14 protein-coding genes are annotated in these 17,542 nt (G+C 62.2%); 4 read left to right on the top strand and 10 right to left on the bottom strand.

The features are described from left to right. Nucleotides 1-40: 40 nt before the first annotated feature. Nucleotides 41-1,057 (bottom strand): esterase/lipase family protein, encoded by a 1,017-nt coding sequence (locus ACP8LP_RS09125; protein ID WP_063279433.1) that lies wholly within the window; start codon nucleotides 1,055-1,057, stop codon nucleotides 41-43. A gap of 177 nt (nucleotides 1,058-1,234) precedes the next feature. Between ACP8LP_RS09125 and glmS the strand changes: the two genes are divergently transcribed. Beyond that, nucleotides 1,235-3,082, top strand: a complete 1,848-nt coding sequence (gene glmS, locus ACP8LP_RS09120) for a glutamine--fructose-6-phosphate transaminase (isomerizing) (RefSeq protein WP_016666052.1) — start codon at nucleotides 1,235-1,237, stop codon at nucleotides 3,080-3,082. 65 nt (nucleotides 3,083-3,147) lie between these two features. On the opposite strand, the gene ACP8LP_RS09115 is transcribed toward glmS, so the two are convergent. From ACP8LP_RS09115 to ACP8LP_RS09100, 4 genes are read right to left on the bottom strand one after another with little or no spacing between them, the layout of a single operon-like run. Then, nucleotides 3,148-3,921 (bottom strand): amino acid ABC transporter ATP-binding protein, encoded by a 774-nt coding sequence (locus ACP8LP_RS09115; protein ID WP_016666051.1) that lies wholly within the window; start codon nucleotides 3,919-3,921, stop codon nucleotides 3,148-3,150. Continuing rightward, the gene (locus ACP8LP_RS09110) at nucleotides 3,918-4,583 is read right to left on the bottom strand and encodes an amino acid ABC transporter permease (protein ID WP_334353267.1); all 666 of its coding nucleotides are present in this window, start codon (nucleotides 4,581-4,583) and stop codon (nucleotides 3,918-3,920) included. Before ACP8LP_RS09110 ends, ACP8LP_RS09115 begins: the two co-directional genes overlap by 4 nt. Next, on the bottom strand, nucleotides 4,567-5,226 hold the full coding sequence (locus ACP8LP_RS09105) for an amino acid ABC transporter permease (RefSeq protein WP_117189382.1): 660 nt from the start codon (nucleotides 5,224-5,226) through the stop codon (nucleotides 4,567-4,569). The genes ACP8LP_RS09110 and ACP8LP_RS09105 overlap by 17 nt, the downstream gene beginning before the upstream one ends. Nucleotides 5,227-5,249: 23 nt before the next feature. Continuing rightward, nucleotides 5,250-6,179, bottom strand: a complete 930-nt coding sequence (locus ACP8LP_RS09100; protein ID WP_065673584.1) for a transporter substrate-binding domain-containing protein — start codon at nucleotides 6,177-6,179, stop codon at nucleotides 5,250-5,252. 267 nt (nucleotides 6,180-6,446) lie between these two features. On the opposite strand from ACP8LP_RS09100, the gene ACP8LP_RS09095 reads away from it, so the two are divergent. Then, complete coding sequence (locus ACP8LP_RS09095; protein ID WP_036909964.1) at nucleotides 6,447-6,794, top strand: holo-ACP synthase; 348 nt, start codon at nucleotides 6,447-6,449, stop codon at nucleotides 6,792-6,794. A 113-nt stretch (nucleotides 6,795-6,907) separates the two neighbouring features. Further along, on the top strand, nucleotides 6,908-8,074 hold the full coding sequence (locus tag ACP8LP_RS09090) for an ROK family protein (protein WP_016666046.1): 1,167 nt from the start codon (nucleotides 6,908-6,910) through the stop codon (nucleotides 8,072-8,074). A 13-nt stretch (nucleotides 8,075-8,087) separates the two neighbouring features. Here the strand turns inward: ACP8LP_RS09090 and ACP8LP_RS09085 are convergent, their stop codons facing one another. From ACP8LP_RS09085 to ACP8LP_RS09070, 4 genes are read right to left on the bottom strand one after another with little or no spacing between them, the layout of a single operon-like run. Beyond that, nucleotides 8,088-9,404 (bottom strand): ABC transporter substrate-binding protein, encoded by a 1,317-nt coding sequence (locus ACP8LP_RS09085; RefSeq protein WP_334353268.1) that lies wholly within the window; start codon nucleotides 9,402-9,404, stop codon nucleotides 8,088-8,090. Between the two features lie 55 nt (nucleotides 9,405-9,459). Further along, nucleotides 9,460-10,398: a carbohydrate ABC transporter permease gene (locus ACP8LP_RS09080; RefSeq protein ID WP_069102540.1), complete on the bottom strand. Its 939-nt coding sequence runs from the start codon at nucleotides 10,396-10,398 to the stop codon at nucleotides 9,460-9,462. Between the two features lie 7 nt (nucleotides 10,399-10,405). Further along, nucleotides 10,406-11,314 carry a carbohydrate ABC transporter permease gene (locus tag ACP8LP_RS09075; protein WP_016666043.1) on the bottom strand — a complete coding sequence of 303 codons (909 nt, stop codon included), beginning with the start codon at nucleotides 11,312-11,314 and terminating at the stop codon, nucleotides 10,406-10,408. A 28-nt stretch (nucleotides 11,315-11,342) separates the two neighbouring features. After that, nucleotides 11,343-13,502, bottom strand: coding sequence for an alpha-galactosidase (locus ACP8LP_RS09070; RefSeq protein ID WP_284950266.1), 2,160 nt, complete (start codon nucleotides 13,500-13,502; stop codon nucleotides 11,343-11,345). A 188-nt stretch (nucleotides 13,503-13,690) separates the two neighbouring features. Here ACP8LP_RS09070 and ACP8LP_RS09065 point away from each other — a divergent pair, with 188 nt between their 5' ends. Next, nucleotides 13,691-15,136 (top strand): NAD(P)H-hydrate epimerase, encoded by a 1,446-nt coding sequence (locus ACP8LP_RS09065; RefSeq protein WP_016666041.1) that lies wholly within the window; start codon nucleotides 13,691-13,693, stop codon nucleotides 15,134-15,136. Nucleotides 15,137-15,203: 67 nt separating this feature from the next. Here ACP8LP_RS09065 and ACP8LP_RS09060 read toward each other — a convergent pair whose 3' ends face one another. Beyond that, entirely contained in the window at nucleotides 15,204-16,343 is a 1,140-nt protein-coding gene (locus ACP8LP_RS09060; protein ID WP_334353269.1) for a glycosyltransferase family 4 protein, read from the bottom strand. Nucleotides 16,344-17,542: the final 1,199 nt, after the last annotated feature.

Raw genomic sequence — 17,542 nt, 5'->3', positions numbered from 1 at the left:
GCCCCCAGGGCCGCGCCGTCAGTGTTGAGGACGGACACGATCAGCCGAGGAAGGGCTGGGGGACGCAGACCACTGGCTTCGCCTGGTCAGGATCCAGGGCGTTGACGGCCATCTGGTACACGTTGGTGTCGTAGGTGAAGTTGACATGGCTGGCGTGGTCAGAGTGGCAGATGTTCTGAACGAGGATGTTCTTGACGCCGGGCTCGTACAGGAAGGCGTTGGTGAACGGCACCACGACGTCGTCGTAGCGGCCTTCGATGACTGTGTACTTGATGCCGGGGCGGGTCACCGGGCCGTTGTCGTACAGCTCCTTGATGAAGCGGGAGGAGCCGAGCTGTTGCTCGTAGCTGGCGATGTGGGCCTTGTCGAAGGCATCCTCGATCTGCTCGTGGGTGGCCTCGTCAACGATCTCGTTGACGAACTTGGAGGCGGCCTTCGGACCGACGCCGTGGTTCGACGGGGCGAGGGCGATGAGCTTGTCGACCTTCTTGTCCCCGCCGAGCTTGGTGATGTAGTAGTTCGGCAGCGGGCCACCACCCTGGGACCACCCGATGAGGTCGACCTTCTTGGACCCGGTGGCTGCGAGGACGCGGTCAACGAAGCCGGAGACGGCCTTGGCGGAGACTCGGATGTCACCGGTGTAGGCGAAGTTCGGCAGCAGCTTCAGCCCGTTGAAGTTCGGGGAGAAGACGCAGTATCCGGCCTTAGTGAGCTTCGGGGAGTACATCGACCAGGATGCGTAGGCGTCGGAGTTCGTGCCGGGCAGCAGGACGACGGGGTTCTGCCCCTCACGCGGTTTGCAGCCGAAGTCGTTGGCTCCCTGGGGATTGGTACCAGGGTGGGCCAGGGCGTAGATGGAGGCTGGGTAGGTGAACAGCTTGCGGGGTCCGTCGCCAGCAGACGGAATGCCATCCGGGCTGCCGGGCATGGTGATCTCGGGCGGAACCGAGGTATCGGTTTCGGCGGCATGTGCCGGGGCAGCCGAAATGGCCGCGAAGGCAGTGGCCACGACGGTGGTCAGGGAGGTCAGGACTGCTGCGAACTTCTTTGATCTCATGCTTTTCCTCAATCTTGCGTCGGTGCAGATGTGAGAAAATCTATGAACCGGCAGGGTCACGGTGGGCTGTGCATCCGCGAACCAGGTCATTCGTGCAAACGGCATTGTTGGCGAGTGTTCAAATGGGCAGGCGTTTCGGTTCGCTAGAACGCTCATGATTCATGTACGTTTCTTGCCATGTGTGGAATTGTTGGGTACTGCGGCCATCGACAGGCTGAACGTGTCATCATCGACGGGCTGCGACGTCTCGAGTACCGAGGATATGACTCAGCCGGACTGGCGGTTGTGGCGGGTGGAAGCCTGCACCGGGCCAAGAAATCGGGCAAGTTGACCAATCTTGAGGAGGAGCTCGCTGCTCATCCGCTCCCGGAGTCCAACCAGGGCATCGGCCACACCCGCTGGGCGACCCACGGTGCCCCGACCGACGAGAATGCCCACCCCCACCTGTCCTTCGACGGCCGGGTCGCGGTCGTCCACAATGGAATCATCGAGAATTTCGCCTCCCTGCGCGCTGAGCTTGAGGGACATGGAGTCACCTTCACCTCGGAGACGGACAGCGAGACGGCCGCTCACATGCTTGCTCTGCAGATGCAGCAGGGTTCCTCGTTGGCCGAGGCCATGGGGGCGGTGGCCTCTCGTCTCGAGGGCGCTTTCACCCTCGTGGCCGTCAGCGCCGACGCCCCTGACACCGTCGTGGCCGCTCGTCGCAACTCCCCGCTGGTCGTTGGCCTGGGGCAGGGGGAGAACTTCCTCGCCTCTGACGTCGCCGCTTTCATCGAGCACACCCGCGAGGCCCTCGAGCTGGGTCAGGACCAGGTCGTCGTGCTGACGTCCGAGGACGTCACCGTCACCGACTTCGACGGAAACCCCAGCCAGGCTCGCCCGTACCACGTCGACTGGGACCTGTCGGCGGCCGAGAAGCAGGGCCACGACTGGTTCATGCGCAAGGAGATCTTCGAGCAGCCGCGTGCGGTCGCCGACACCCTGCTGGGCCGCTGGTCTGACCGTGGAGAATTGGTCCTCGACGAGATTCGCATCTCCCCGGAGGATCTGCGACGCATCACCAAGATCGTCGTGGTGGCCTGTGGATCGTCCTACTACGCCGGGATGGTCGCCAAGTACGCCATCGAGCACTGGACCCGAGTGGCCTGCGAGGTCGATCTGGCCAGCGAGTTCCGCTACCGCGACCCGATCATCGACCCGACGACCCTGATCGTGACGATCTCCCAGTCCGGCGAGACCGCCGACACCCTCATGGCCATTCGGCATGCCCGTGAACAGCATGCCAAGGTCATCGCGATTTGCAATACCAATGGTGCGACGATTCCGCGCGAGTCCGACGCCGTCATCTACACCCACGCTGGCCCGGAGATCGGCGTCGCGTCGACCAAGGGATTCCTCACCCAGGTCGTCGCCTGCTACCTCCTCGGCCTTTACCTGGCCCAGGTGCGTGGCATGAAGTACGGCGACGAGATCCGCGGCGTCATGTCCGAGCTGGATCAGATGCCGGGCAAGATCCAGGAGGTCCTCGACGAGATCGAGCCGGTCTACGAGTTGGCGCGAGTCATGGCCAAGGAGGAGGAAGCCGTCTTCTTCCTCGGACGCCACGTCGGTTACCCAGTGGCTCTGGAAGGTGCCCTTAAGCTCAAGGAGATCGCCTACATGCACGCCGAGGGCTTCGCCGCCGGCGAGCTCAAGCATGGCCCGATTGCCGTCATCGAGGAGGACACCCCGGTCTTCGTCGTCGTGCCTCCGAAGGGTCGCGATCAGCTCCACGACAAGGTGGTTTCCAACATTCAGGAGATCCGCGCTCGTGGCGCCAAGACAATCGTGCTGGCCGAGAGCGGGGACGAGGATGTCAGGCCGTTCGCCGACACCTTCATCGGTCTGCCGCCGTGCTCGACCCTGCTGCAGCCCCTGGTGGCAGCGGTCCCGCTGCAGGCCTTCGCCTGTGAGCTGGCCACCGCCAAGGGTCACGACGTCGACCAGCCACGCAATCTGGCCAAGTCCGTCACGGTGGAGTGATTTCTGCACGATTTCGCCCCCGGAATCCGAGGATTCCGGGGGCGACGTGCGTTCTGCGTCAGGGGTCAGCGGGATGACTGCTCCTGGTGATCAACCTCGTCGAAGTTGAAGATCTGCAGGAAGGTCTTGGCACGCTCGCTCGTCGGGTTCGTGAAGAACTGGTCCGGTTCCGAGATCTCGACGATCTGTCCGGCGTCCATGAAGACGATCCGGTCGGCGATCGCCCGTGCGAAATCCATCTCGTGGGTGACGAGGACGAGGGTCATGCCGTCCCGGGCGAGCTCAAGGACGACGTCGAGGACCTCGCGGACCATCTCGGGATCGAGGGATGCCGTCACCTCATCGAGAAGGACGACTTCTGGCTCCATCATGAGTGCTCGCACGATGGCCGCACGCTGCTTCTGGCCGCCCGAGAGCTGACGGGGCAGGGCGGAAGCCCGGTTGAGCAGCCCGACGCGGTCAAGAAGTCGACGGGCACGTTCCCGCGAGACCTCGTTGGGTTCGTGCTTGACGAGCCGCGGGGCCAGCAGCAGGTTGTCCTCGACGCTCAGATGCGGGAACAGCTCGTAATTCTGGAAGACCATGCCGACGCGTTCGCGCATCTGGCGCAGTCCTGACGGGGTGTACTCGAGGGCCTTGCCGTCGAAGGTGACGGTGCCCGAATCGATCGTCTCGAGGCCGTTGATGGTACGCAGCAAGGTGGATTTACCACATCCAGAGGGCCCGACGATGACGACAACCTCGGACCGGGCGACGTCGAGAGAGACATCGCGCAGGGCCGTCACGCCATTGGCATAGGTCTTGGTGACCCCTTCGAGGGTCAGGTGATGATCTGTCATGACAGCGCCATCTTCCTTTCGAGGTGACGGGAGTACAGGGAAATGACGAAGCAGACGACGAAGTACAGGCAGAAGACCGTCCCGTAGATCCACAGCGCGGCGTCCGGGTGGTCGAAGCGGTTGCGGTCGATGATGGCTTGGGCCACCTTGAGGATCTCGACGACGCCGATGAGGGAGACCAAGGCTGTCGTCTTGATCATGCGGGTGACGAGGTTGACCGTCAGCGGCACGAGCTGGCGAAGTGCCAGCGGCATGACGATGCGTCGTCGTACCGCACGGTCGGACATGCCCAGGGCCTGGGCGCTGACGATCTGGTGGTGGGGGACCGCCGCGATGGCACCACGGACCAGATCGCCCATCTCTGCCGTGCCCCACAGGGTGAAGACGATGATTGCCGCAACTTCGCCACTGACGTCGAGGTCGGCCACTTGTGCCATGTCGAAGTAGACGACGAAGAGCAGCACGAGCTGGGGAAGCAGCCTCAACGCCTCGACGTAGCCGCGAGTCAGGATCCGCAACCACAGATGTCGGGAATCCATGACGAGGCCGAGTGGGATCGCGAGCATGATGGACAACACCATCGAGACGAGGGCGATGCGCACCGAGACCCACAGTCCCTGCAGCAGCAGAACCCAGGTTTGGGGATCAAGCAGTGGCTGCATGACGACGCGTCCTCCTTTCCAAGTACCGGCCCAGCAGGGCGACCGGGATGAGGATGAGCAGGTAGAACACGACGAGGAGGAAGAGGGCTTCGGTCGTCGTGTAGGAGTTGCCGATCTGTTCCTTGGCTCGGTAGACGAGGTCGGGCAGGGCGACGACCGACACCATCGAGGTCTCCTTGATGAGGAAGATGGTGTTCGCGGTGAGGGCCGGCATCGCGGTCGCCACGCCTTGGGGCACCAGGACGTGGATGAACGTCTGACGACGGTTCAGCCCGAGGGCTGCGGCGCTCATGCGATGGATCGTGGGAATCTCGTCGAGTCCAGAGCGCAGCGCCTCAGCCATGTAGGAACCGCCCAGGAAGGTCAGCCCGACGATGGCGCAGGTCTCGCCGGACATGGTGACGCCGACCTTCGGCAGTCCGTAGAACAGGAAGAACAACTGGACCAGCAGCGGGGTGTTGCGCGACAGCTCGACGTACACGGCGACGATCTGGCGTACCACCGGGATGCGGAAGTACTGCACGGCCGCGCAGAGTGCGCCGAGGAGGAGTGACGCGAGGACGCCGATGATGCCGATGCGAGCAGTGAGGGCGGCCGCCTCCGCATAGAGCGGAAGCGACCGTCCGATGACGTCGAAATCCATGTGATCTGACGTAGGGGTGAGCCCTACTTCCTTCCACCTTCGATGACGAGCTGGTCGGGCTTGATGGTGTCGCCGTAGACCGGCTCCAGGGTCTCCTTGAAGTTCTTGTGGAAGAACTGTTCCTTGCCGAGCTTGACGAGGTCGTCGTTGATCCACTTGCGCAGCGGGTCATTGCCCTTGTGGACGGCGGGGGCGATGGTCGCCTTGTCGCCGAAAGAGGTGATTCCGGTGACGAACTTCTTGTTCTGGCGCGTGAACGCCACGGCCTCGGTGTTGTCGGTGATCCAGACATCGCCGCGGCCGTCGGCCAGGGCGCTGGTGACTTCGGCGTATTCCTCGAACTTCGTCACCTTCCACTCGGGGTGGTGCTCCTGGATCCAGGCGTCCTGGCTGGTGCCCTTGACGACGAGGATCTTGGCGTTGTCGAGGTCGGAGACCTTCTTGACCGGGTGGTCCGTCGGGGAGACGGCACCGAAGGCCACCTGCATGTACGGGTTGGCGAAGTCGACCTTCTTGGCGCGGTCCTTGGTGACGGTGAAGTTGGCAAGGATGATGTCGACCTTGCCCGACTTGAGGAACTCGACCCGGGACGCGGCGTCGACGGGGACCCATTCGAGCTTGACACCCATGTCCTTGGCGAGACGCTCGCCGTAGGTGATGTCGTAGCCCTTGTAGGTGTTCTTGCCGGTGAGGGATCCGAAGGGGGCCTTGTCGGCGAAGGTGCCGATGTGAATGGTGCCGTCCTTCTTGATCTGCTCGGGGGTGCGGGTGCCGACGTTGCTCGCGGTCTCTGCAGAGCCTCCGGAGTCCCCGCCCACGTCAGGGGATCCACACCCGGCAGTGGCGCCGACGGTCATCAGTCCGCAGAGCATGGCAGCGACGACTGCCTTGGTGCGGGTGCTAAGAGCGGTGCGCGGGTTCGTGGCCCGGCCGTGACGCATGATGCGGGACATGGGGAATCTCCTGTTGTTGATGTGTCCTCTGTGCTTGGAATATCACATTGGACTCTGGCGCTCCGGTCAATGTGGACAGTGATATATCTCTATTTGGGAGCGCCATGAAGCCAAAAACGTGGCTTCCGAAACCACTGAAAATTTATTGAAAATGTCTTTTATGTCGATATGCCATACCAAATAATGAGAATATGCGCTCTATGGGATCAGCGTCAGGGAGCATCCCCGATGCAACGGTGTGCAGTGTGCAACGCATAGTCTTGACGGGTGATCATGGGAATCGGGGTGGACGTCTGCGATGTCTCCAGGTGGGAGGCCGCTGTCGAGCGTCATCCGGGGATGGTTCGCAAGGTCCTCGCCGAGGCCGAGGCCCGGACGCCGTTACGCTCCCAGGCTGCCCGATTTGCCGCCAAGGAAGCCTTGTATAAGGCATTGGGCGGGAGAGACGGGCTGCCCTGGCAAGATTGCGAGGTGGTGTCCGACGGTGGCGTTCCGCAGTTCGAGTTGCGCGGATCCCTGGCACGACGGGCATCCGACCTGGGGGTGACGCGGGTGCATCTCTCGCTGAGTCATGACGCTGGAGTGGCGGTGGCCATGGTGGTCTGCGAGGGGTGACAGCGTGGACCGTGCGCACAGGCCACAGCGCGATTCTGGGTGCTGAGACCAAGGACTTGGGACCATACTCGGTGACAACACGTCACAGAGCTGATGAGTGGTAAGGAGCATGGGTGTTTGTCGACCCGCGAAAGGCTGCACCCTGGGACAGGGGGTTCGGTGCGAGGAGTGTCATTCCGCGCAAGGTGCTCGATGGCTTGCTTCGCCACGGGCCGTGCACTCGGGCCCAACTGAGTCGGATGATCGGGGTTCCGAACGGATCAGTCACGAAGGCCGTCAACGTTCTGCTCGATTGCGGACTGGTGGAGACCGGGGAGTTGACTACGACTAGGGCCCAGTCCGGGATGGGACGTCCGGGAGAGATCATCAATCCCAACAGCAGCCGTCTGAGTCTCTTGGGGATGAAGATCCTCCCAACCGCAATAGTTGGGTGTCGGACGAACCTGGCGGGTGATGTCGAGCGATCAGAGATGATTGAGACCGGGGGAACCACACGTGACCAGATCCTCGCCGGATTGTTCGACGCGGCTGGTCGGCTCGTGGAGGAGAGCATCGTCATCGGGATAGGAGTCTCGATCGGAGGAATCGTCGATACTGACCACGCCACCCTCTTGTTCAATGACTTGGTCGAGGCGGAGCCCGGAAGGATTCTTGACGGGCTTGCCGAACGCCTGGGGGCCCCTGTGTACCTCGAGAACGACGTTCGGTGTCTTGTCGCGATGGAACAGCGAGTAGGACTTGGGCGCCGGACCTCCTCATTCAACGTCATCACGGTGGGGATGGGCGTCGCCGTGTGCATCGTCGATGAGGGTGTTCAGGTGCGTGGAAGTGACGGTGAAGCTGGTCTGCGGCAGCACGTCATCACCTATTCGCGCGAATGCGAGCAGTTTGTTCCGGCATCTCGAGTACTGACAACCGGCCCGGTCACAGCGCGGGCAGCGGAGCTCGGTCTCCCCACCGACATCGATCAATTGGCGGTGTTGGCCGAGACCGACGCGGATGCGGTGGCTGAACTGGGACGATACATGGCAGTCGGTTTGGCACCGATCATCGCGAATCTTCAGGCATTCACGGATCCGCAAGCCTTGCTGGTCGGAGGAGAGCTCGGTCCAATTGTGGAGACCGGCCTTGACGAACTCGAGCGGGAGGTGGGACGCATCACCGGAGGATGCGCCCACCTGCCGCCCGTGCATTTTGCTGATTGGAATTTCGAGGACTGGGGTCGGGCTGCTGCGATGACCGCCTTGGCGCTCCTGCTGGCGCCCGAACCCAGTCCATGATCGGGTCAATCAGTTATCGGATGGCCTTGTTCACGCGCTCATTCTGTTTGATGAAGACAGATGGTTTTTCCGTTCCCATCCACACCGAATCCAATGAGGGCTGCAGGATGGAGTCGACAGTGGCCGCGTTGTCGACGATCGGATACAGCGCAGTTTCACGACGTTTCACCCGATCGGTGAATGGCGTCACGTCGAGGCCTTCCTCGTCAAAGGCCTCGATTGCCGCTTCGGTCCCTCGTGGCCGAGCCGGGAACACGACGGCATCCTGTCCCATGACGACTTGGCATGCGTCAGAGCCGAGATAAGACACGAGTTTTCCTGCCTCGGTCTTGTGCTTAGAACTCCGCGATATCGAGTCGCCGAGACCGTTGTACAACGAAACCGGATGGCCAGATGGTCCGCTCGGAAGGGGAGCAATGCCGAGTTTGATCCCCTTGAGATGAGCATAGGTCTGAAGCATCCACGAGCCGGTGAGACTCATGGCGACCTTTCCGGACCCGAGCTGTTGATCACTGGTCACGCTCTTGCCGAACTGACCCATCTTGGGCATGTACCCCTTACGAGAGAGGCCGGTGTACCAACCGATGGACTTGATGAACCGGGGATCGTCGTATTGGAATCGAGTGCCCCACGTGGGCTTGTCCGTATGACGCCAACCGGTCGACAGGGCAAAGGGGGACCAGTTTGTCTGGCCGGCATAGTCGAAATACGGGTCAGTACCAAGCGCGTACTGCTTCACATGCGCCGGGTCGAACGTCGGGTCATCGCCCCGACGTCCCTTGTCATCGATGGTGAGTCTGGCCAAGATCTTCTCGAGGCTGCCCCCGTCATCTGGGTTCCAGGTCGCAGTTTCCAGTTCCTTCGTGGTCACTCCGGCGTCTTCGAGCTTCTTCTGGTCGTACATCAGGGCGATGGTGTCGTAATCCTTCGGCATCCCGTAGAGGTGTCCGTCGTCCCCGGTCCACAGGGATGTCAGACCGGGCATGAAGTCAGAGGGCTTGACCTTTCCAACGCTGTCCACCTCGTCCAGCGGTTGCAGGACGTTTCGTCGCATGAACTGCGGATAACGGCCGACATGGTCCGTGAAGACGTCGGGGGCTGTCCCGGCGACGAAGCTGGCGGTGAGCTTGGTCCAATAATCGCCCCATCCGATCTGAGTGATTCGAACCGAAATGTCAGGATTCTCTGCTTCAAACCCGTTGATGCACTTCGCATAAGAGGGAAGCTGATTTGCGTCCCACAACCAGTAGTCGATCTGGGTCCTGTTGGATGTTGTTTGGCTGCATCCCGCACTCGCAGCAGCCATTGCGGCGACGAGGGCAAGTGACATGATTCGGGACCGGATTTTGCGGGAGTTTCTCTTCTTTTCCTTCATGATTGATGACTCACTTGATTCCGTTGAAGCCGATGGAGTTCACGATGCGCTTGGCAAAGCATGCGAACAGGATGAGCATCGGGAGGGCAGACACGAGAGTGGCGGACATGAGCCCTGACCAGTCGGTGCCAGACTGCGGGGACTGAGCCCTGAACACTCCGAGGGCGACGGTGAGGACGCGTGACTTGTCGGTGTAGGAGATCATCAGCGACCAGAAGTACTCGTTCCACGCCGTGATGTAGGTCAGGAGCGCGAGTGTGGCGATGGGGGCCGACGACATGGGAAGGACGAGCTGCCAGAACACCCGCGTCTTTGACGCGCCGTCAATGAGGGCGGCTTCCTCGACCTCGCGGGAAATGTTCATGAAGAACTGCCGGAGGAAGAACACTGCGAATGGGGAGATCAACAGGGTCGGAAGCATGATTCCCAGCAAGGTGTCGATGAGGTGCAGATGCTTCATGAGGACGAAGTTGGGCAGCAGGGTGAAGATCGATGGGATCATCATCGCTCCTAGGAAGATGGCAAAGATGGTGTCCCTGCCGCGCCACTTCAGACGCGCGAAAGCATATGCGGCCATGGCGCAACTCAATGTCTGCACGACGGTGATCATTGTTGCTACGACCACCGAGTTGAGGAGGTAGCGCCAGAAATTCATCGACGCTCCTGAACCGCCCTGTGCCACGGCGGTGGCGACATCTTGTTTGCCGAAGACACGCCCGAAGCCACCGAGATTCGTTCCCACCGGGAGTAGGGAATCAGGGTTGGTGGCGAGCATGGAATTGCTGGACAGCGCCGTTCGGAGAATCCAGTAAAACGGGAAGAGTGTGATGAACAGGATGATGAGCATGAATGCCCAACCGATGATCCGTCCGACGGTCAGCCGCTTCTTGCGTGGCTCCGAGGATGCGGCCTGAGTGGTCTTGGGTGATGCAATCGTAAGTGATGACATTGTTCCCTCAGTTCAGGTCCGTCTGGCCAGCGCGGGTCAGCTTGTACTGGATTGCGGTGATGATGACGAGAATGATCAACAGGGCCACGGACAGGGCCGAGGCATAACCGAAGTCGTACTCGCCGAAGGCCTTCTGATAGATGTACATCTGCAGCACGTTCGATGCGTCGGCCGGTCCGCCGGTCGTGGAAACCGCGACGGTGTCGAACACCTGGAACGATCCAATGATCGTCATGATCAGGACCAGGGCGAGGATGGGCCGCAGTAGAGGCATGGTGATGCGGAAGAACATCGACACCTCGGAGGCGCCGTCCGTTCGTCCGGCCTCGTAGAGGTTCTCGGGGATTCCCTGTAAGCCTGCGAAGATCAGCAATGCTGTGTAACCCATGTTTCGCCAGACATTGACCAACGCGATCGTCGGGATGACCCACTTTGGATCACTCCAGAAACCGATGGCCTCCCCGCCCAGTTTGACGATGAGCTGGTTCACGATGCCGAACTGGATGTCGAGCATCCACAAGAAGGTCAGCGCCGTGACGACGTTTGACACAAGGTACGGGCTGAGGATGAGTGACCGGACCACTGTCGACTTCGTCAATCTGTGCATGAGAGCGGCGATGAGGACGGCGAGGATCGTCTGGACACCGATGTTGATGGCGACGTACTCGACGGTCACTTTCAGGGAATTCCAGAACCTGTCGTCTGCGATGAGGGCCCGGTAGTTGTCCAGGCCCGTCCATCGAGGCGGGGTGAGGACGTCATAGCTCGTGAAGCTGTAGTAGATACCAGTGATGAGAGGCCAGATGAGGAACACGATCAGGCCAATGCTGGCTGGAGCGATGAACCGCAGGGCCAGGCTCAAGTCTGAGCGGTGTGCTGGACGTGGCCGCCTCATCGTTGAGGCATGGGTTGACATGTGATCTTCCTTCTGTGATCTGTTGTCGTCAGTTCTTCGACATGCCGGAGATCTCGATAAGCAGTGCATGCTCGGAATTGAGTCCCGGAGCCTGGATGCCGGCAACCTCCAATGCAGCGCCGGTGAGGTCGACCCCGTCGAACCATGACGCATCGACCATTCCCTCGACCGGATGGCCCACCTGAACCGGTCTGACGTGATACGTCATCTCGGGGTCGAGTCCTGGGAAGCGGATGTTGCCGCGTGGGGACATGGGCGAGCGGTACCTGGCAACCAGGCTGAACAGAGCGTGGTGACGATCTTGAGAGACGACTCCGTGCAGCCACAGGGACTCGTCCGCGCGGTCAGCCCGGACGACCGTCCCGGTGTTGAGGAACTGACGGTTCTCCTTGTAGAAGTCGATCCATTCCTTGAGCTCAGCCAGCTCGTCGTCATCGATGGAAGTGATGTCCCACTCGATGCCAAGGTGTCCAAAGATGGCGGTCGCCGCACGGAAGGACAGGTCATGGGTACGACCGGAGCTGTGGGAGGTGGCTGACGCGATGTGACTTCCCAGGAACTCCGGAGGGAGGAGCTGCTTGGCCCAGCGCAGCATCGTCTGACGCTCCAACGGATCAATGCAGTCGGACACCCAGATTCGAGAGCAGCGGCGCATCAGTTCGAGGTCGACGCGAGAACCACCTGACGAGCATGATTCGATCTCCAGGCCGGGGTGTTCGGCCAACAAAGTCTCGATGAGTCGGTAAGTCGCCAGTGTCTGTTCGTGCACGGCGGGTACACCGGTCGCGCGGGTGCCCGACTCGAGAAGGTTTCGGTTGTGGTCCCACTTGATGTAGTCGAGCCCGTACTCCTCAATGATCGCCGCGACACTGTCATGGATGTACTGCCACGCCTGTGGGATGGTGAGGTTGAGCACTTGCTGGTGACGCCATTGGCGGGGGAGACGCTCCCCGGGGGCCATGAGCCAGTCCGGATGATTGCGAGCCAGGTCGGAGTCCTCGTTGACCATCTCGGGTTCAAACCACAGTCCGAACTGCATGCCGAGGGATTTCACGTGGTTGACCAACGGGTGGAGACCGTTAGGCCACACGTCAGGTGAGACAGTCCAGTCTCCCAGTCCGGAGCGGTCGTCTCGGCGGGAACCGAACCACCCGTCGTCAACGACGTATCGCTCGACGCCGACGGCGGCAGCGCGGTCGGCAAGGGTGATGAGCTTGTCGAGATTCTGGTCGAAGTAGACGGCTTCCCAGACGTTCAAGGAGACCGGACGATCAGGGGCCAACGGGTGCAGGTTGTGACGGACATGATCGTGGAAGCGTGCGGCGACCCCGTCGAGGCCGATGGCATGGTTGAGGTAGAGGTCGGGTGAGGTGTAGCTCTCCCTGGGGTGCAGGACGACCTCGCCGGGTAGCAGGATCTCCCCAGCAGCCATCACCTGGAATCCTTGGACGAGCTTTTCGACGTAGTAGCGGTTATTTCCCGACCAGGCGAGGTGAGTCGCCCAGATTTCACCATGACGGAACCCGAATCCAGGGGTACCGACGTGCATGACCCATGCGGTATCGGGGCCCGTGACGCCGCGGCGCACCTCTCGGCAGTGAGTTCCGTAGCTGACTGGGGTGCGTTGCGGAGTGTGTTCAAGTCCCCAACGTCCAGTGAAGTCAAGAATCTCGCTGGCTTCAAAGGGAACCGGAGCGCAGTGCTGGAGCGAGTCCAGGTGGTAGTCGTCGGATCCTGTGTTGGTGAGGCGAGAACTCACGGTGACAAGGCCGGACGGCAACATCGTCACGGTTGAGGTGAGAGCGATACCTGCATCAGGGTCGACCGAGTCCACCTCCAGGGTGCCAGTGCTTGCCTCAGCGAACTCCTCGACCTCCCGACTGTCGAGGCGGACGGCCGTGGTGTGGAGTTGGGGAGAGAAACCACTGCGGGACTCGCGATGCCCCTCGATTCCGGGCCTGCCGAGCCAGCCGTCCCCGGACTGGGGCAGTAGTGCGACGTGTACGGGTTCGTCAATGGAATTACCGACCTGGGTCTGAATGCACGAGGATCGCAGGTCCTCGGCGAGGTGCGCATCGAGGTGGCCGAGATCACGGCCCCAGTAAGTGATTGATGCCTGACGGTCGTCGACCACGGATATGACGAGTGAAACTCCGGCGGTGTGCAAGTGAATGTTGGTGCCCTTCATGGCGACCTCCTGTCATCGAGCGAACGACTTTGTTTCTCTAGAAAGTAAGTCTCGTAGACAGTATCTCAGGCATGCCTTCACCGCAACGTGCCACGTCCGGACCGCATCTTCCCGACCCAGCTCTCCCGCCGTGGTTGAATGAAAGTCAGTCTGTAGCGAGAACCCCAATCGGGGCTGGAGGGACCGTCATGGCAATTGTCTGCACCGCTGAGGCCACCCGAGCCGCTGAGCAGAGGTGGTTCGACGCCCGGCCTGGCCAGGACCTCATGGACGTCGCCGCCCATGCTGTCGCCCGCAAGGCCCAGGAATTGCTCCTCGGCGGGGCCATCGGGGACGTGGTGCCGGACTGGGCAGCCACACAGTGCGTCCTCGTACTCGTCGGCGGCGGAAACAACGGCGGTGACGGCCTCTTCGCAGCCGCTGCACTGGCTCAGCGTGGTTGGCGGGTCGAGGTGGCCCAGGTCATGGGTCAGCCTCACGAGGCTGGCATTGCGGCGGCGTTGGAAGCCGGCTGTATTCGCACACCGCTGGGGGAGGTCACCAGTCATTCCTATGACCTCGCCATCGACGCCGTCCTTGGTATTGGTGGACGCCCCGGCATCCCGCAGTCCCTCGAGCGGATTGACGGTTGGCTGCGGGATCATCAGATCCCGGTGCTCTCGGTTGACCTTCCATCAGGACTGGACGCCAATTCCGGTGAGGTGGAGTCCTGCGTCCACGCCACCCACACCGTGACCTTCTCGAGTCTCAAGTGGTGCCACATCACGCATCCGGCCGCGAAGTTCTGCGGACAGTTGGAGGTCCATGACATCGGCCTGGACCTCGTCGATGACGAGGGAAATGCGCTCGACGGTGTCGACGATTACTGCGATCTGGCCGAGATCGCCGCGCTCTGGCCGGTACCAGGTGTCCGCGACGACAAGTACTCCCGCGGAGTTGTCGGTGTCGACACCGGATCTGAGAGGTTCCCCGGTGCAGCGGTGTTGGGTGTCCTGGGAGCGCTGCGCAGTGGACCAGGGATGGTGCGATTTGCCGGGCCAACCGCCATTATGGCCTTCATCCTCAGCCGAGCCCCCTCGGTCGTCATTGGGGAAGGGCGCGTCCAGGCATGGGTTCTGGGCTCCGGCTGGGGCACCCATGACGGCAACGCCGATCGGTTCATCCGGCGAGCTGCTGACGGTGTCCCCATGGTCATTGACGCCGACGCCCTGGGTCTGCTGCCTGCTGAATTGCCAGAGGGATGTCTGCTCACCCCGCATGCCGGTGAGCTTGCCCGGATGCTGCAGATTGAGCGGAGTCAGGTGGAAGCCGACCCGCGGGCGGCAGCCGTCCGTGCGGCCCAACGCTTCAGGGCGACGGTTTTGGTAAAGGGCTCGATCCAGTGGGTGGCGCGCCCCGACGGCACCGTCCGCGCTGCTCTGCCGGGCCCTGCATGGACGGCTCAGGCGGGTTCTGGCGACGTGCTGGCTGGTATGTGCGGCACTCTCATGGCTGCGGGGCTAGATGCTGCTGACGCGGCGGTGTGCGCTGCAGGGATGCAGGCTGCCACGGCGATTTCCATGCCTGGTCCGTACGCCCCCGACCAGATTGCCGAGTTGCTGCCCGGGATCGTGACGACGGTCCTGGGCCGCTGACCAAGCACACTGCGCGCACTGGCTCGCGAGGAGCTCCAGGGTGCTGGACTCCTCGGGCAAGATCCTCTCAGAGGGCGGCGCGAATCCTCGTCGAGCGTCCGGCCAGTCGGATCGCGTCCTCATAATGCACGACGAGCTCGCTGCACAGGTTCTCCCAGGTGCGGTTCTCGATCGAGGCTCGGGCGGCTACGCCCATGGCGCGACGCTTGTAATCGTCACCAACGAGGTCGATGACTCGAGAGCGGAAATCTGCCATGTCTCCGGGCTCGTAGAGCCATCCAGTGCGGGACGGGTCAATGAGGTCGATCGGCCCGCCCTTGCGGGGGCTGATGACCGGCACGCCACAGGCCTTGGCCTCTTGGACAGCCTGGCAGAAGGTCTCGAGCTCTCCGGTGGAGCAGAAGACGTCCATACTGGCGACCGCGCGGGGGAGTTCCTCTCCGCCCAGACCGCCGGTGAAGACGGCATTGGGAAGCTGCTTCTCCAACTCGGATCGAGCCGGGCCATTCCCTACGATGACGAGCTTGGTGTTGGGGATGTCCGCGAGGTTCGCCATGTCGGCGACGCGCTTCTCGGCGGCAAGCCGTCCCATGTATCCGACCACGACCTCACCATTGGGAGCCCACTTGTCATGAAGTTCCTGGGAGTACTTCGACGGGTTGAAGCGAACCTTGTCGACGCCGCGACCCCAGATGCCGACCCGCGGCACCCCATGGCTGACGAGCTGATCGCGGGAGAAAGTGGACGGGGCGTAGGTTGCGACTGCCAAGGAGTGGATCTGACGGACGCGGTACCAGCCGTAGAACTCCAGCTTGCCGAGACCGTAGCGGCCGGCGTAGGAGGGGATGTCAGTCTGGTAGATCGCCACCACGGGGACGCCGAGGGATGCGGCTGCCAGTGCGCCCTTGTACCCGATCATGAAGGGTCCGGCCAGGTGAACGACATCAGGCTCGAACTCGGCGAGGTAGCGTTCCATGGTCCACTGGGGGCTGGTGGAGACGCGGACGTCCTGGTAGCCCGGCCAGTGCAGGGAGGCCAACGGGATGACGGGAAATCCGGCGTACTCGCGGGGAGTCTGAGCATCACCGGGAGCGAGCACGAGGGCCTCGTGGCCGTTGTCGCGCAGGTGCTCCAGCACTCGTAAGACCGAGTTCGTCACTCCATTGACCTGGGGAAGGAATGACTCCGTGATGATCGCAACACGCACAACTTCATGGTAACCGGGACACGCGACACCTTGGCGGGGTCGCGGTGTCGAGGTGGTGAACTTGGGGTGACGAGATCGCCGTCGCCTGGGGCTTCGTGAAGGCGAGGAATGACATGTGTTTCAGGGAGTCGTGGCGACTCACCGCGTGGCCGCGTCAATTGGGATCACCTGCGGCTCACGGGGAAAGGCGTGCAGGGTGGAGCGCCTTCCGTTTTGCGGTGTTCTGGGCGCGCTCGCGGGGTCGGTCATGGTTGGTTCCGCCCTCGGTTCCACGATCCACCGTCTCTACTCGTGGAACACGACCATCAGCGACTGACGTTCCTCGAGGAATGTGGTTGATTTCGTCGATACGACCGTTTTGGGTAGGATGATGGCGTTGGCAACGGCCTGACTTGCTCGGGCCCATGATGCGTTTCAGTTGCTCGATGTGCCCTCGGGGCATGGCGGAGCCCCCGGCTCCGGGATTGATTCACTGCATTCACCTGCACAGCAGCTATTCGCCCGGCCATCGAGACAGACAATCAACCCAGGATTCCATGTCACCGAGACCCGCTGGGTCCGGTGCGTCGTGGCCAGATTCCGCGACCCGTGCAGTGACGCCGCGCCCTCATGCGCGGTGACGTGGTCCGCCAGCGCCCGAGGAGTCCGTCCATCGTGAGGGATGACCCCATTGAGCAACAAGAAACGCAACCCCAAGTCTTTCAAGGCCGACGGCACCCCGAAGCGTCGCTGGACGGCCGCTGAGCGCGCCGCTCGCGGTCACAAGCCCCGCACCAGGGGAGGGGTCCGCAACGGTCACACCGATTCGCACGGTCGCAACTTCGAGGCATGGACTCCCCGTGAGGACTCTCGTCGCGGTGAGGATGGGGCTGGCAAAGATCGTCGCTACTCCCAGGATCGACGCGGCCGCGGTGAGTGGTCCAATCGTCGTGACGACCGCCGCCATGACCGCCGTGACGGCGACCGACGCCGGGGCGACCGCTGGGATCGTCGCGATGAACGCCGTGACGACCATCGCTGGTCCGATGACGGCGAGTTCCGCCCCCGCAAGTCGCGTCGTCCCAACAACCGTGCCAACCGTGACTGGAGGCATGACGATCGTCGCGGCTCGAGGTGGGATCGTGACGACTGGCGTGATGACCGTCGTGGTCAGCGTCGCAACGACTGGCGCGATGATCGCCGTGACGACCGTCGGGATC

This window comes from Cutibacterium sp. LaCa_89, from assembly GCF_058177555.1.
This window is presented reverse-complemented; position numbering and strand designations above follow the sequence as displayed.

What these genes read in the sequence shown, in the direction of transcription:
- ACP8LP_RS09125 (WP_063279433.1), bottom strand. Translation starts at nt 1,057, where the DNA reads ATGAGATCAAAGAAGTTCGCAGCAGTCCTGACCTCCCTGACCACCGTC.
- glmS (WP_016666052.1), top strand. Translation starts at nt 1,235, where the DNA reads ATGTGTGGAATTGTTGGGTACTGCGGCCATCGACAGGCTGAACGTGTC.
- ACP8LP_RS09115 (WP_016666051.1), bottom strand. Translation starts at nt 3,921, where the DNA reads ATGACAGATCATCACCTGACCCTCGAAGGGGTCACCAAGACCTATGCC.
- ACP8LP_RS09110 (WP_334353267.1), bottom strand. Translation starts at nt 4,583, where the DNA reads ATGCAGCCACTGCTTGATCCCCAAACCTGGGTTCTGCTGCTGCAGGGA.
- ACP8LP_RS09105 (WP_117189382.1), bottom strand. Translation starts at nt 5,226, where the DNA reads ATGGATTTCGACGTCATCGGACGGTCGCTTCCGCTCTATGCGGAGGCG.
- ACP8LP_RS09100 (WP_065673584.1), bottom strand. Translation starts at nt 6,179, where the DNA reads ATGTCCCGCATCATGCGTCACGGCCGGGCCACGAACCCGCGCACCGCT.
- ACP8LP_RS09085 (WP_334353268.1), bottom strand. Translation starts at nt 9,404, where the DNA reads ATGTCACTTGCCCTCGTCGCCGCAATGGCTGCTGCGAGTGCGGGATGC.
- ACP8LP_RS09080 (WP_069102540.1), bottom strand. Translation starts at nt 10,398, where the DNA reads ATGTCATCACTTACGATTGCATCACCCAAGACCACTCAGGCCGCATCC.
- ACP8LP_RS09075 (WP_016666043.1), bottom strand. Translation starts at nt 11,314, where the DNA reads ATGTCAACCCATGCCTCAACGATGAGGCGGCCACGTCCAGCACACCGC.
- ACP8LP_RS09070 (WP_284950266.1), bottom strand. Translation starts at nt 13,502, where the DNA reads ATGAAGGGCACCAACATTCACTTGCACACCGCCGGAGTTTCACTCGTC.
- ACP8LP_RS09065 (WP_016666041.1), top strand. Translation starts at nt 13,691, where the DNA reads ATGGCAATTGTCTGCACCGCTGAGGCCACCCGAGCCGCTGAGCAGAGG.